This is a genomic window from Rhizobium sp. N731, from assembly GCF_001664145.1.
GTDB lineage: Bacteria > Pseudomonadota > Alphaproteobacteria > Rhizobiales > Rhizobiaceae > Rhizobium > Rhizobium esperanzae.
In genome coordinates, this window is sequence record NZ_CP013601.1 from 1,193,435 (window position 1) to 1,207,383 (window position 13,949).

The 13,949-nt window shown below is 61.9% G+C and carries 13 protein-coding genes; 8 read left to right on the top strand and 5 right to left on the bottom strand.

Translation table 11 applies throughout. From position 1 onward, the window contains the following. The first annotated feature begins 306 nt into the window (after positions 1 to 306). A complete protein-coding gene (locus tag AMK02_RS05930) occupies positions 307 to 798 on the top strand; it encodes a GNAT family N-acetyltransferase (RefSeq protein ID WP_064801144.1) in 492 nt (163 codons plus the stop codon). Positions 799 to 833: 35 nt separating this feature from the next. Here AMK02_RS05930 and AMK02_RS05935 read toward each other — a convergent pair whose 3' ends face one another. Then, the gene (locus AMK02_RS05935) at positions 834 to 1,019 is read right to left on the bottom strand and encodes a hypothetical protein (RefSeq protein ID WP_064801146.1); all 186 of its coding nucleotides are present in this window, start codon (positions 1,017 to 1,019) and stop codon (positions 834 to 836) included. Between the two features lie 178 nt (positions 1,020 to 1,197). Here AMK02_RS05935 and AMK02_RS05940 point away from each other — a divergent pair, with 178 nt between their 5' ends. After that, positions 1,198 to 2,094 (top strand): LysR substrate-binding domain-containing protein, encoded by an 897-nt coding sequence (locus tag AMK02_RS05940; protein ID WP_064801148.1) that lies wholly within the window; start codon positions 1,198 to 1,200, stop codon positions 2,092 to 2,094. 3 nt (positions 2,095 to 2,097) lie between these two features. Here the strand turns inward: AMK02_RS05940 and AMK02_RS05945 are convergent, their stop codons facing one another. Next, positions 2,098 to 2,763 (bottom strand): glutathione S-transferase family protein, encoded by a 666-nt coding sequence (locus AMK02_RS05945; RefSeq protein ID WP_064801149.1) that lies wholly within the window; start codon positions 2,761 to 2,763, stop codon positions 2,098 to 2,100. A gap of 235 nt (positions 2,764 to 2,998) precedes the next feature. Between AMK02_RS05945 and AMK02_RS05950 the strand changes: the two genes are divergently transcribed. Together AMK02_RS05950 and AMK02_RS05955 are read left to right on the top strand one after the other, a co-directional pair. Next, on the top strand, positions 2,999 to 3,202 hold the full coding sequence (locus AMK02_RS05950) for a hypothetical protein (RefSeq protein WP_064806018.1): 204 nt from the start codon (positions 2,999 to 3,001) through the stop codon (positions 3,200 to 3,202). 102 nt (positions 3,203 to 3,304) lie between these two features. Continuing rightward, the gene (locus AMK02_RS05955) at positions 3,305 to 3,769 is read left to right on the top strand and encodes a YbhB/YbcL family Raf kinase inhibitor-like protein (protein WP_064801151.1); all 465 of its coding nucleotides are present in this window, start codon (positions 3,305 to 3,307) and stop codon (positions 3,767 to 3,769) included. A 19-nt stretch (positions 3,770 to 3,788) separates the two neighbouring features. On the opposite strand, the gene AMK02_RS05960 is transcribed toward AMK02_RS05955, so the two are convergent. Beyond that, a complete protein-coding gene (locus AMK02_RS05960; protein ID WP_082929690.1) occupies positions 3,789 to 5,156 on the bottom strand; it encodes a TIGR03808 family TAT-translocated repetitive protein in 1,368 nt (455 codons plus the stop codon). Between the two features lie 253 nt (positions 5,157 to 5,409). Between AMK02_RS05960 and AMK02_RS05965 the strand changes: the two genes are divergently transcribed. Continuing rightward, positions 5,410 to 7,707 carry a sensor domain-containing protein gene (locus AMK02_RS05965; RefSeq protein WP_064806022.1) on the top strand — a complete coding sequence of 766 codons (2,298 nt, stop codon included), beginning with the start codon at positions 5,410 to 5,412 and terminating at the stop codon, positions 7,705 to 7,707. A gap of 38 nt (positions 7,708 to 7,745) precedes the next feature. Here AMK02_RS05965 and AMK02_RS05970 read toward each other — a convergent pair whose 3' ends face one another. Continuing rightward, the gene (locus tag AMK02_RS05970) at positions 7,746 to 8,468 is read right to left on the bottom strand and encodes a LuxR family transcriptional regulator (RefSeq protein WP_064801153.1); all 723 of its coding nucleotides are present in this window, start codon (positions 8,466 to 8,468) and stop codon (positions 7,746 to 7,748) included. Positions 8,469 to 8,939: 471 nt separating this feature from the next. On the opposite strand from AMK02_RS05970, the gene AMK02_RS05975 reads away from it, so the two are divergent. Next, entirely contained in the window at positions 8,940 to 10,730 is a 1,791-nt protein-coding gene (locus AMK02_RS05975) for a methyl-accepting chemotaxis protein (protein ID WP_064801156.1), read from the top strand. A 19-nt stretch (positions 10,731 to 10,749) separates the two neighbouring features. On the opposite strand, the gene AMK02_RS05980 is transcribed toward AMK02_RS05975, so the two are convergent. After that, complete coding sequence (locus tag AMK02_RS05980; RefSeq protein ID WP_064801158.1) at positions 10,750 to 11,721, bottom strand: glycerophosphodiester phosphodiesterase family protein; 972 nt, start codon at positions 11,719 to 11,721, stop codon at positions 10,750 to 10,752. Between the two features lie 122 nt (positions 11,722 to 11,843). Here AMK02_RS05980 and AMK02_RS05985 point away from each other — a divergent pair, with 122 nt between their 5' ends. Together AMK02_RS05985 and AMK02_RS05990 are read left to right on the top strand one after the other, a co-directional pair. After that, entirely contained in the window at positions 11,844 to 12,650 is an 807-nt protein-coding gene (locus tag AMK02_RS05985) for an alpha/beta fold hydrolase (protein WP_064801160.1), read from the top strand. A 51-nt stretch (positions 12,651 to 12,701) separates the two neighbouring features. Next, complete coding sequence (locus tag AMK02_RS05990; RefSeq protein ID WP_064801162.1) at positions 12,702 to 13,712, top strand: ligase-associated DNA damage response exonuclease; 1,011 nt, start codon at positions 12,702 to 12,704, stop codon at positions 13,710 to 13,712. Positions 13,713 to 13,949: the final 237 nt, after the last annotated feature.

Here is a 13,949-nt window from a genome sequence, read left to right on the forward strand (position 1 = left end):
ACGCCTCTCATTAGCCGCGGCACCCTCCAACGCTCCTCATCCTGAGGCGCGCAGCCCAAAGGGCGAAGCCTCGAAGGACGCGCTCCGGCGCTGCTTCTTGGCGAAGCCTGGACAAAGAACCCAATGAACTTCAATATCAAGCCGCATCAGCTCATTCCGGGATCATGCCCTAACAGGAGAATGCCTTTGTTTGCCGTCGCAAAATATTCAGAACGCACCGGCCGAGGCGAACGGCGAGACACGGCTCGAAATTGATCGAGGGCTAGTCTCGCTCCATGGCTCGGCTTGACGCGCCAAAACCGGCGCATGCTCAATGTCGAGAAGAACATGATCATCGAATTGACGACTCATGATTTCAACGCGTTGCTGAAAGGTTTCGCGCCTGTAAACACACGCCTGATTTCCGATTGCGCCATCGCGCCCCCTGAGGTCCTGGAGATGCTGGCCAGGATTGCAGCAGAGATCGCCGCCGAATTCATGCCCTCGGCCTGGATGATTGTGGAGGAGAGCGAAATCGTCGGGCTGTGCTCCATCATTCGCGCACCTCAGAACGGCGAAATCAACATCGGCTATGGGATCGCGCCCAGCCGCCAAGGACGTGGATCCGTCACGCGTGCCATAGGAGAATTACTGGAATGGGCGCGGCAGGACCAGCGCGTAACTCTCGTTTCAGCCGATACGGCCTTGGAAAACATCGCCTCGCAGCGTGTCCTCGAACGCAACGGCTTTTTCCGCGCCGGCGAGCGCATCGATCCTGACGACGGTCCGGTGATTTGCTGGCAGACGTCTGCCGTTTAGTATAACGCAAACCAGCAAAAGCGCGGGAGCGGTGCTCACGCGCATTTCGCCAGCGGCGGCCTGGCCTCGGCATGAAAACCGGTCTCCGCTCCCAGCGGCAGATCGGCGATTTCGCGTAGCGACATGCGCTGGACCTCGGGATGCCGCAGCGGGTCATCCTTCCAGGCCGGGTCGATCTGCGTCCCCGCGGCAGACCTCAAGAAAAACTTCAGCCATGACATGGCAAGCCTCGCATTCTCCAGCGGCGCGGAAAGGTGACCAACCGGCGGCTGGTGCCGAACAAGCTCTCCCGCTCATCGTGCCATCGCCGGTCGAGCGGGATTCTGTATGCTTGCAATGTCTGCCTGCGCCGGTGCTTTTTCAATTGAGATTACCACGGCGACATTATAGAAAAACTATATGAAGAACCTGAATAGCGTCCATCTCAACGGCCTCAGGGCGCTGGAGGCCGTCGGTCGTCTCGGCTCATTGCAGGCGGCCGCCGACGAGCTCGGCGTCTCGGTCGGCGCCGTCAGCCAGCAGGTGATCAAGGCCGAAGCCCAACTCGGCCAGGTGATCTTCGAGCGCACCGCCCGGGGCATGATCGCCACCGAAGCCGGTCGGCCGGTGCTCGCAGCGCTCGACGAGGGCTTCGCCCGCCTTTCGGCGGCGGTCTCGATCGCAAGCCGCAAGGACGATACGATCCTGACCATCTCGGTGGCGCCGGTTTTCGCCGCCCGCTGGCTCGTCTGCCGGCTTGACCGCTTCGCCGAGCGTTACCCCGACATCAAGCTGCGGCTGGATGCGACGCACAATCTCGTCAATCCGGCGCTCGGCGACGTCGATATCGGCATCCGCGTCGGAGCCGGCAAATGGCCCGACGTGAAGGCTGAACTGCTGCTGGAACAGGAGGTCTTTCCCGTCTGTTCGCCTGAGATGGCGGCGAAACTACATGAACCCGCGGATATCCTGCGATTACCAGCGGTTATCGACGGCCGCGCCATGTTCAGCTGGGAAGTCTGGATGCGCGAGGCCGGACTTTCGGGTGCGACGCCGTCGACGCGCCATGTCTTCAACGACGCCTCGCTGTGCCTCGATGCGGCGATCGCCGGCCAGGGCGTGATGCTCGCCTGGCAGACGCTTGCGCACTTTGCGCTGGCCGAAGGCCGGCTGGCGGCGCCCTTCGGCATTCGCGCAAAGACCGGCTTCGGCCACTATTTCATCACCGCCGAAGGCGCGCGCGAACCGAAGAAGGTCAAGGATTTCAAGGCCTGGATCCGCGAGGAGATGGCCGGAACGCTGGCGCTTTTCGAGTAGGTGTTAAACCTCGACCGGCTCCTTGCTGCGGGCCGCCTGAATCGCTTTGTAAGCCGGGCGGGACTGGCAGCGTTCGATCCAGGCCCTGATGTTCGGATGCGCGTCGAAAAGATCCGTCTCGCTCTGGGCATAACGCAACACCTCGGCGATGTTGAGATCGGCGACGGTGAAGCGATCGCCGATGATCCACTGCCGGCCGGAAAGGTGACCTTCGAGCGCCGCAAATGGCCGGCGCAGCCCGTAGCAGGCGGCGGCGATCGACTGCTTGCCATCGTCGCTGTTCTCAAGCTCGTTATCGTAGGTCAGGACGATCCGCACCGAATGCGGCTCGACCTGCGAGGCCGCCCAGATCGTCCACATCGTCAGCAATCCGTCTTCCTCGACGGTTTTGCCGGAAAGCGGCCCGCCATGCTTGCGCGCGAGGTAGAGATTGATCGCCAGCGACTCGTGCATGACGAGGTCGCCGTCGCGAATGCTGGGGATCTGCGCCATCGGGTTGAGGGCTGTAAAATCGGGCGAATGCGTGTTGAGCGGCGCCTCTTCGGCGAGCGGGTCGGCAAGCCGCCTGGCCTGCAGCACGGGGATCGAGCGGAATTCGAGCCCGAGTTCCTCCGCCATCCAGTAGACGCGCGAAGCGCGCGATCGATAGACCCCATAGATTGTCAGCATGACGATATCCCCTCGCTGTGTCGCAGAAACCGTAAACGCCGGATCACCCTCGGAAAAGTCCTCGCCGCTGATGGGACGATGAAAGCTTTTGATGCGGCCGGGGCCTTCCCGACCGGATCGAGCACAATTGGGAACAATGAGAGGGCCGGCGGGTTGGACCCTGAGATTGGCGCCGTCCAAGCGCCGAAAAGCGATGAGCCGCGTGCGCAACGCGGGCCAGGCAAAGGAGGAACTCATGACGGGCAAGAAGACGCATGAACAACAGCTTCGTGTCATCGAGAAACGCGAGAAAACCGCAAATGCCGGCAAGGATTTCGACGCCAAGGCAGATCTGCAACGCAATGAGCAGGCGAAGGAAGCCTATCGCAAAGGCAATGATCTGAAGGCCGACCCGGACCCCCACAATGACGACCGGGCCATGATGCGCGGCCGCAATTAGGAGAGCGAGCATAAAAAGGGGGGTGGTCGTCCCTGACGATGAAGGAGCCCCGAACATCAAGGAGCCCCCTTAGAAAGGAGCCCCCTTAGACAGGAGAATGTCATGACTTTGACATTGATCAGCAAGGCTTTTGCCCAGGATCAGCCGATCCCGAAGAAATATGCGCGCGCCGGCGAGAATCTCTTTCCGCCCCTGACCTGGAGCGGCGCGCCCGAGGAGACCAGGAGCTTTGCTCTGATGGTTGAGGATCCGGATGCTCCGCATGGCACGTTCCGCCATTGCGGCATTGCCAATATCCCGGCTGAGTGGTGCGCACTTGCCGAAAGCGTCGATACGGCGCCGGAGCAGGCGCCGCGCTTCTACAAGAACGATTTCGGCAATGCCCGTTACGATGGCCCGCAGCCGCCTGCAGGCGATCGCCCGCATCACTACATCTTCCGCCTCGCGGCCCTCGACGTGCCGAAGCTTTCTACGCCGGATGCCGCCGGTATCAGCGTGATGTGGGCGGAGGCAAAGAAACACGCATTGGCGGAAGCGACCGTCACCGGCACCTATCAGACGCACTGAGCAAAGACGGAGCCGCGTGTCAGGACACGCGGTTTCGCTCGACGGTCAGCTGCGCATAGGGCGCGTTGCCGCCCGCCATTTCGGCGGAGACTTGTCTGTCCCACTCAAAGCCGAGGACCGCCCCTTCACCAACCTCCTGGAAGATGTTGTCGGTGATGACGGCCGTGCCGGCCCCCTCGGCGACCGAGACCGCGCATCCCACAGGGGCCTTGCGCACCACATTGCCGCTGACGACGACATTTCTGAGATAAGCCCCCCATCCGATCTGCAGGCCCCAGCGTGGCGCGCCCTCGATCACATTGCCGGACACCAGCGTATCGGCTTCCGCCGCAATGCCGATGCCGAAGCCGACCTCGTGCTTGTAGGGGCCTTTCAGCGTCAGGTTCCGCACGACATTGCCGGTGACGCTCGCGAGCCGCCCGCCCTCGTCGAAATTGGCGATCGAGATGCCGTTCGCCGCCCCGTCGATCATATTGGCGGAAACGACCGCTCCTTCGAAGGCGAATTCGACATAGATCGCCGTCTCGCCTGAGCGCCGGCACTGGTTGCTGCTGATCTGGATGTTCGAGGCCGAATTGGCGCGGATGGCGGTAAAGGCGCAGTCGGAAATGTGGTTGTTCACCACCATCACCCCGTCGGCGCGAAAGACATTGATGCCGTTGCCGTTCTGGCCGGTGCCGCCGTCGTTGGCGCGGATGTTGAAAATCCGGTTGCCGGAAACGACCGTGCCGTCCTCGGCCTTCTTCCAGCGATGCACGAGGATGCCGCCATTGCCGCAATCCGAGACGGTATTTGCAACGATCGAAAGATTGGTGGAATCGACGGCGTAGAGGCCGGATTGGGCCGCGCCCGAAATGCGGCTGCGTTCGATCCGCCCGCCGCAGCGCTCCAGCTGCAGGCCGTGCTTGCGGCTGCCGCCGATCTCGCAATTGTCGATCAGCACCTCGTCGATACCGGTAAATTGCAGAAGCCCGCCGGCATAATCGCCGAGCCAGCGGTTGCCGCCGTCGATGACGAGATTGGAAAGCTCGATGCGCCCGATGTTTTCGGCCGCAAACAGATGGCCGTCGCCGGTATAGACGATCCGCGAGGCGCCGGGCACCCCTGATATGCGCGTATTGTCGGGCAGGGTGAGGTTGGAGACCTTATAGGTGCCGGGCGGCAGGAAGACCGGCACGTTCTCGGCCGCTGCCTGCTTTATCATCTGCTCCAGGTTGCGGGTCTTGCGGTCGCCGCTTTCGGGAACGGCGCGATATTCCACCGCGTCGATTGCACCGCGCAGATCGGGCTGGCTGGCAGCCGTCAGCGGCGAGGCAAGCGCACGCGACGTCCCGCCCGCCAGCGCCGAGGCGGCGAGAAAGAGAAGCATGTCGCGGCGAAAGGGCAGTCCGGGCTCTCCTGTCATGACGCGCCCGTAGCAGAAAACGTGCCAGCCCGCCTGTCTTCTTTTGGCACAGGCCCTGCACATCAATCGAAAATTCTTGCTGGGACAGGGGCCGATGGCAGGATCTCGCCGCTTATATTGGTGTGTCGTTCACCCTTTCATTTAAGCAACCCGAAGGGAAATGCGGACTACTTTGACGTGAAAATACATTGGGTGTTGCGGAATGGGCCTTCAGCCGCTGGAGGAGAATGGCGTCATGCACGAAGCGAGTGCCAGGCAACGGGAATCGGTCGATTCCCTGGCGGCCGAAACGCGGCGTTTCGTTGCTGCGACTGAGGCGATGATGGCGTCGACCGCTCATCACCTCTCGGAAGGCGTTGAGAACCTGCGCCTGAAAGCAATCATCCACGAACTTCCGGACTTCCTCTATGTCAAGGATCGTGACAGCCGCTTCGTTTTCGCCAATGCCGTCACCGCCAGCCACCTTGGCTTTACGCGCGCCGAAGAGATTACCGGCAAGCGCGATTTCGACCTCTTCGATTTCGAGGTGGCGCGCCGGCATTTCGATATTGAGCAGCAGATCATGGCGAGTGGTCAGGCCCGGATCGACATGGAGGAAACTGTCGTTCTTCCAGGCAGCCCCAGGCCGGTCTGCCGGCTGACCTCGAAGATACCGCTACGCAACGATCGCGGCGAGGTCGTCGGCCTGATCGGCGTTTCCCGCGATATCACCGAGCGCAAGCTGCAGGAGGATCTCCATCGCGGCCAGGCGAAACTGCTCGAGATGATCGCCCGCAACGAGCCGCTGCCGATGATCCTCGAGGCGCTGGTGCTGATGATCGAGGCGCAGCTGACCGGCATCGACGGATCGGTGCTGCTGCTCGACAGCGAGGGCACCAGGCTCTATCACGGCGCGGCGCCGAACTTGCCCGGCGGCTACAGCCGCCTGATCGACGGCGTCACGATCGGCCCCAAGGTCGGCTCCTGCGGCACCGCCGCCTGGCGCGGCCAGCCTGTCATCGTCGAGGACGTGATGAGCGACCCGCTCTGGGAGGATTTCCGGGGCCTGGTCGCCCCCTTCGGCTTCCGCTCCTGCTGGTCAACGCCGATCGCTACCTCTGAGAATAATGTGCTCGGCACCTTCGCCCTCTATTCCAGGGAGGTGCGTCATCCGACGGAGCATGAAATGAGGCTGGTGGCGCTCGCCACCCACATCGCCGGCATCGCCATCGAACGAAAGCGCGTCGACGATCGCATCCATTTCATGGCTCATCATGATGATCTCACCGGCCTGCCGAACCGCGCCTTTCTGAAGGAAAGGCTGGCCGGCATCCTTGACCAGGCCCGGCGCAACAACCGCAAGGTCACCGTCGCCTATATCGATCTCGACAATTTCAAGGACATCAACGACGGCCGCGGCCATGCCGCCGGCGACGAGGTGCTGAAAGAGATCGCCACCCGCATGGCCAACAGCATCCGTCCCTCGGATATGGTGGTGCGGCTCGGCGGCGATGAATTCCTGGTCGTGCTGGTCCACCAGTCGAGCCACGATGCCGGCATCACCCGCCGCCTTCGCGATCTGCAGAAGGCGATCACTCGGCCGATGCGCGACGAGAGTGGTGACATCACCATCACCTCGAGCATCGGCGTCGCCGCCTTTCCCGTCGACGGCGTCACCTCGGAAGAGCTGCTTGCCAATGCCGACCGCGCCATGTACCGCGCCAAGCAATTCGGCCGCAACACGCTGCAGCATCATGATGGCGACAGCAGCGGGGTCGGCATGCCGCGCGGCGAGCAGGACGAGCTCCACCAGGCGATCACCGGCGATCAGCTGTTCCTGGAATATCAGCCGCAGGTCGATGTCGCCACCGGTCGCATCACCGGCGTCGAGGCCTTGGTCCGCTGGAACCATCCGGCCAAGGGCAGGGTGCCGCCCGTCAATTTCATTCCGCTCGCCGAAGAGACCGGCCTCATCGTTCCGCTCGGCCTCTGGGTCCTGAACGAGGCCTGCCGCCAGGCCCGCAGCTGGCAGGATATGGGCCTGACGCCGCTGACAATCGCCGTCAATGTTTCGGCCAAGCAGTTCGCCGATCCGGATTTTGCCAGCCACGTCGCCGAGGCGCTGGAGCGCAACCGCCTGCAATCCCGCTGGCTGGAGCTCGAGGTCACCGAAAGCGTGGTGATGCAGGATGCCGAGCGTGCGCTCGCCATGATGGAGCAACTGAGGGCGCTCGGCGTGCGCCTGTCGATCGACGATTTCGGCTCCGGCTATTCCAGCCTTGCGGCACTGAAGACCTTCCCCTTCGACAGGCTGAAGATGGACCGTTCGCTGGTCGAGGCCCTGCCGGGCGACAAGACGGCCGTCGCCATCGCCTCGGCGGTCATTTCGCTGGCGCAGACGCTGAAGCTCTCGGTGCTTGCCGAGGGCGTCGAGACCGATGCCCAGATGGATTTCCTGCGGCAGGCCCACTGCGAGCAAGCGCAGGGCTACCGCTTCTCGAAGCCGGTTCCGCCGCAGGAGGTTTCCCGATTGCTGCAGGCGCAGCTTCTCTGAACGTGTTCCTCGGCTTGCCGAGTTCGTCGACCGGCCCCTCAAACACGGATGATATTGAGACGCAGAGCGCTGACCACTGCCTGCGTTCTCGTCGTGCATCCCAGCTTCCTGACCACGCTGCCGATCTGATTGTTGACCGCGTTTTCCGACAGATCGAGCAGCTTCGCAATTTCGCTGCTCTTCCTGCCGCCGGCCGTCAGCCTCAGGCAATCCAGCTCGCTCTCCGTGAAGGCAACCGGCTTGTGTTTCTCGTTTAATGTCAGCTGTGAGAGCCGATCATAGATGTGCGTGGCGATGAACAGGATTTTCGCCATTTCCGGCATGCTGAAATTCCGAGCCCCCGAAATCGACATCGCACCGCGTCCGCCCGCGGCATCATGGACGGGAAAATAGGCCCCCTTTTCCATGCCGTACCGCTTGAACAGATCGATGACGGTGAGCTTCTTGCCTTCTCCGCGATCGATATTGATCGCCTCGACATCATAGTTGAACGGGCTTGTCGATCTCAACATCCGGCGAATGACCGGACTATCGACCATCAGGTTATGGCTGTCATAATAATCGACCATCTCCGCCGGCCAATTGGTGATGATCTTTGTTGCGCCGATTTCAACGAGCTCGACCGCTGGCAGCATCATGATCAGGAAAGCGCTCATCCCCAGATCCTGAGTGAGGCCCTTCATATATTTGAAGACTTCGTAATGCGTATTAAAGCCTGCGGCGATTTTCTCAATTCGATTGCACTCGGCCTCGAGCTTCATGTCCTTCTCCGATCCCCGGCAGCATCCGGCGCTTGGCGGCTGATGTGTCCAGCTTGTCCGCTCGTATCGGAAGTTGATTCTACACGCTCGAAGGACAGTGAAATCTGCCTGCAGAGGAAAGACAGTAAAGCCCTCCGGCTGCCTGGCACGCGAGCATAACCAGCAATTGATGCTTAATAAAGAGTAAACCTATTGTGGCGCTTCCCGGGTAGGCTGCGGTAAAAAAAGCTATGCTGACGGCTGGAAGTCTGCGCCGGAAGATATTTTCCCGACGTGGGAGGCTCATTCAAGCGACTGATTCTATTTGGTTATTTGTTTGCTCGGCCCAAATGGGAGGAAGCAAATGCCGCAATGACCCGGTTAAAGGAAGCTTAAAGAATTTATCGGATTTTATTTTCGGGGTGCCCGTCCAGCGCAAGCCCGCGGTGGGTGGCGGCAGTCATGCGCTCGATTTGAGCTAGGGGGAACAGCATGAAGAAGATAGGATTCGGCTTCGGTTCGGATGCCAAGGCCGTAATGGCCGCGATGAGCAGGTCGCAGGCCATTATCGAATTCGACCTTACCGGCAGGATTCTCACGGCCAATGCCAATTTCTGTGCTGCCCTTGGTTACGAATTGTCTGAGATTGTCGGCCAGCATCACCGGATGTTCGTCGAGCCGGCAGAAGCCTCGTCTGGCGATTATCGCGAGTTCTGGGCGAAACTCAATCGAGGCGAGTTCGATCAGCGCCAGTACAAACGCATCGGCAAGGGCGGCAAGGAAATCTGGATCGAAGCCTCCTACAATCCTGTCTTCAGCGGCGGGAAACCCTACAAGGTGGTGAAGTTCGCGACCGATATCACCAAGCAGAAGCTGCAGAGCGCCGAGGATGCCGGCAAGATAAGCGCACTGTCGCGCGCCCAGGCGGTTATCGAATTCACACCAAAGGGCGAGATTCTGACGGCGAACGAGAATTTCCTGTCGGCGCTCGGTTATCAGCTTGCCGAGATCCAGGGGCGCCACCATTCGATGTTTTGCGACAGCGCTTACGTTAACAGTGACGATTACAGGCGGTTCTGGACGCGCCTGTCAGGTGGCGAATTCGTGGCTGATGAGTTTCTGCGCATCGGCAAGGGCGGCAGAAAGGTCTATATCCAGGCCTCCTACAACCCGATCTTCGATATGAACGGCAAGGTGTTCAAGGTCGTCAAGTTCGCGACCGACGTAACTGCCCGCGTCAATAATGTCGATCAGTTGGCGGCATCGTTGATGGGCCTCTCTGGCGGCGATTTGACCCGCGAAGTCGCAACCCCGTTCATTCCGACCCTGGAAAAACTCCGAACCGATTTCAACGCCGCTGTCGGCAAGCTGCGCGCAGCGATGCAGGCCGTGGCCGAAAACGCAACCGGCATCGCGGCCGGAGCTCAGCAAGTTCGTTCCGCCTCGGATGATTTGTCGAAGCGCACGGAACAGCAGGCGGCCTCCGTCGAGGAAACCGCCGCCGCCCTGGAAGAGATCACCACAACGGTCTCCGATTCCAGCAACCGTGCTCAGGAGGCCGGGCAGCTGGTTCGAAGGACGCGCGAGAATGCCGAGCGTTCCGGGGCGGTGGTCCGCAGCGCTGTCGAAGCCATGGGAAAGATCCAGACATCGTCGGCCGAGATCGGCAATATCATCGGCGTCATCGACGAAATCGCCTTTCAGACCAATCTGTTGGCGCTTAACGCGGGCGTCGAGGCGGCGCGCGCGGGCGATGCCGGCAAGGGTTTTGCAGTGGTCGCGCAGGAAGTTCGCGAGCTTGCTCAGAGATCGGCCAAAGCGGCGAAGGAGATCAAGGAGCTCATCAGCGCCTCCAACGAGCACGTGAAGAGCGGAGTGACGCTGGTCGGCGAAACGGGCAAGGCTCTGGAAGAAATCGTCGCCCAGGTTCAGCAGGTCAACGGCAATGTCCTTGCGATCGTCGAAAGCTCCAAGGAGCAGGCGACGGGATTGAAGGAAATCAACACCGCGGTTAACACCATGGACCAAGGCACGCAGCAGAATGCGGCCATGGTGGAGGAATCGACGGCTGCCGCCCACAGCCTTGCCAAGGAGGCCGATGCGCTCTTCCAGCTGCTGGGGCAGTTCAACATCGGAAGCGCGGCCTTGCGCCAATCACGCCCCGCCGCGGCAACCGCTGCTTCCAGACCCGTCCCATCGGCACCGCGGGCAATGGCCGCGAAGGTGAGCGCGGCCTTCCACGGCAATGCGGCAGTCGCCGGCGGCGATTGGGTGGAGTTCTGAGGCGCGCGAAGACTCCGCCTCATTTCATGAGCTTGCCGATCGTCTCGATCTCATTGGTCCATAGCCCTGCCGCATAATCCTGCGGCAGCCGCGCCAGTTGCGCGGCATCGTCGATGCCGGTGGAAAAATCGCCGCCGCGATAGGGGCCGAGCACGAAAACCTCAGTGCCGGCATCCTGCATCCGGTTGAGAAAACGGTCCGGCCAGCCCCAGAGCCAGGGTGCGATATTGATCGGCACCAGCATCATTCGGTGTTTGCAGGCCTCAGGCAGGAGGCCGGTCCAGCCATAGCCGATATAGCTGAACAGGCAGCCCTTCAGGCTTTTGCGCGAGGCGATTTTGATATCGGGTGTCAGCCGGCCGAGCACGTCGATCGGCTCGTCGCCGCCATAGACGATGACGCCGGCCCGCCGTGCGGCCGGAAGCCCGTTCAGCACGGCGGCGAGCTTTTCCCCCTCGGACGGATCGCGGCTCTTGATGTTGATGAGGAAGCGCCGATCCGGAAAGGTCGAAAGCACTTGCGCCAGCGTCGGCATCATGCCGACGCCCCGGCCGCGAAAGGGAAAGGTCTTGCCGCCATCGGCGGTATGGCCGTAGCCGATGTCGAGCCTCCTCATCTCAGCCATCGAATGCTCCCGCGTCACGCCGTGTCCGTCGGTGCGGCAGTCGAGCGTCCAGTCGTGAAAGACGGCGAATTCGCCATCCGTCGTCGGATGCACGTCGATCTCGACGATATCGGCGCCGGCGGCAAAGCCCGCCCGCATCGAGGCAATAGTGTTTTCCAGATAGTCATGTTTCGGCGGCAGTATGCGGCTTGCCGTGCACGTGTCGTTCTTCAGATCGGTCCCGTCGAAGCGCTGGGCGATGCCGCGATGGGCGAGCAGCACCGGCTTTCCCGGCCGATGTTCGGCAATGAGGCTGGTATTGTTGAGATAGATGCCGGCGGCTGCGAGCGCGATCGCCGCCGCGCAATAGAAAAGCTTCCTGCCCATCTCTCTGCTCCTCCTGATTGCATCGAAGGAGGCAACAGCTAGAAAGCGATTCTGGTTGTTCTTGGACTGTTTTCCGGCTTTTCTATGCGCGGGGTTATTCGCCGGAAAGGATTGGCATAGCGATGGAACGACAGGACGACGAACTCATCCATTTCGAAGCGCAGGGGGCCGCGCCGTTGCCGCCGGCTTCTGTCGAAGGCCATGTCGGGCGGGCCGGCGCCCGCATCTGGTATGCGAGCTACGGGACGGGCGGCCCTGCCGTCATTCTGCTGCATGGCGGCCTCGGCCATAGCGGCAACTGGGGCTACCAGGTCCCGGCGCTGCTCGGCCGCGGCCGCCGCGTCGTACTGATCGACAGCCGCGGCCATGGCCGAAGCACTCGCGATGACCGTCCCTACACCTATGAGCTGATGGCTGCCGACGTGCTGGCGGTGATGGACGAACTGCGGCTGGAAACGGCGGCGTTCGTCGGCTGGAGCGACGGCGCCTGCATCGCGCTGATCCTCGCCATGACGGCGCCGTCGCGTGTCGAGGGCGTCTTCTTCTTCGCCTGCAACATGGATCCGAGCGGCACGCTGGAATTCGTTCCGACCCCGATCATCGACCGATGTTTCGCTCGCCACGCCAAGGATTATGCGGCATTGTCCACCACCCCGGACGATTTCAATTCGTTCGTCGAGGCGGTCGGCCTGATGATGCGCACCGAGCCGAATTATGGGGCGGAGGACCTCGGCCGCATCGGCGTTCCGGTCGCGATCGTGCTCGGTCAACACGACGAATTCATCAAAGCCGAACATGCCGAATATCTTGCCGGCAGCATCCCGGACGCTCAGATGATCTACCTGCCCGGCGTCGGCCATTTCGCGCCGCTGCAGCGGCCCGCGCAGTTCAACGCCGCGATCTTATCCTTTCTCGAGGGGATCAGGTGATGACGATCGCTTCCTCTGGCCTCGCGCCCATTTCCCGCTATCTCTCGGTCTATGAGAGCTGATGCGCTGCTTTATCCCGCCCCGGAGGGGCTCTATTGCCCGGAAGGCGGCTTTTATGTCGATCCGGTGCGGCCTGTCGAACGGGCGCTCGTCACCCATGGACATTCCGATCACGCAAGACCGGGTCATGTGAACGTGCTTGCCACCCGCCAGACGCTCGACATCATGCGCCTGCGTTACGGCGAGGGCTTCTGCGCCAGCGAGCAGGTTGCCGATTTCGGCGAGGAGCTGCTCATCAATGGCGTCAAGGTGAGTTTTCACCCCGCCGGCCATGTGCTCGGCTCGGCCCAGATCGCCATCGAGAAGAACGGCACCCGCATCGTTGTCTCCGGCGATTACAAGCGCCGCCCCGACCCGACCTGCGCACCCTATGTGCCGGTCGCCTGTGATGTCTTCATCACCGAGGCGACCTTCGGCCTGCCGGTCTTCCATCATCCAGATCCGATCGACGAGACCGGCAAGCTGCTGGCCTCGCTCCGGCAATTTCCCGAACGCACTCATCTGGTTGGCGCCTATGCGCTCGGCAAGGCTCAGCGCGTCATCCGACTGCTGCGCGATGCCGGTTATGCCGAGCCGATCTATATCCACGGCGCCATGGAAAAGCTCTGCGACTATTATGTCGGCCAAGGCATCGATCTCGGCGAGTTGCTGCCCGCGACGATCGAAAGCCGCGACAAATCCACCTTCCGGGGCGCCGTCGTCATCGGCCCGTCCTCGGCCTTTGCCGACCGCTGGGCCCGGCGCTTCAACGAGCCGCTGCCGGCCTTCGCCTCCGGCTGGATGATGGTGCGCCAGCGCGCCAAACAGCTCGGCGTCGAACTGCCACTCGTCATCTCCGACCATTGCGACTGGCCGGAACTGACCGAAACGATCCGCGAACTGCGCCCGGCCGAGGTCTGGGTGACCCATGGCCGCGAAGAGGCGCTGGTGCGCTGGTGCCAGCTGCAGGGCATCAAGGCGAAACCGTTGCATCTGGTGGGCTATGAGGATGAGGCGGATTGAGATGAGCTGGAGAATGCACCCAAACCCCTGCCCAACCCCTCCCCACAAGGGGGAGGGGCTACCGCGCCGCGCTCGTCGCATTTTACGTCTGACGGCCCCGCATGCAGCGACGACACTTTGGGGCAAGCCGCGGCCACGGGTTAGTCCCTCCCCCTTGTGGGGAGGGGTTGGGGAGGGGTCTTCTTCTCGCCAAGTTGGGGAGGGGTCTTCTTCTCGCCAAGTTGGGGAGGGGTTTTC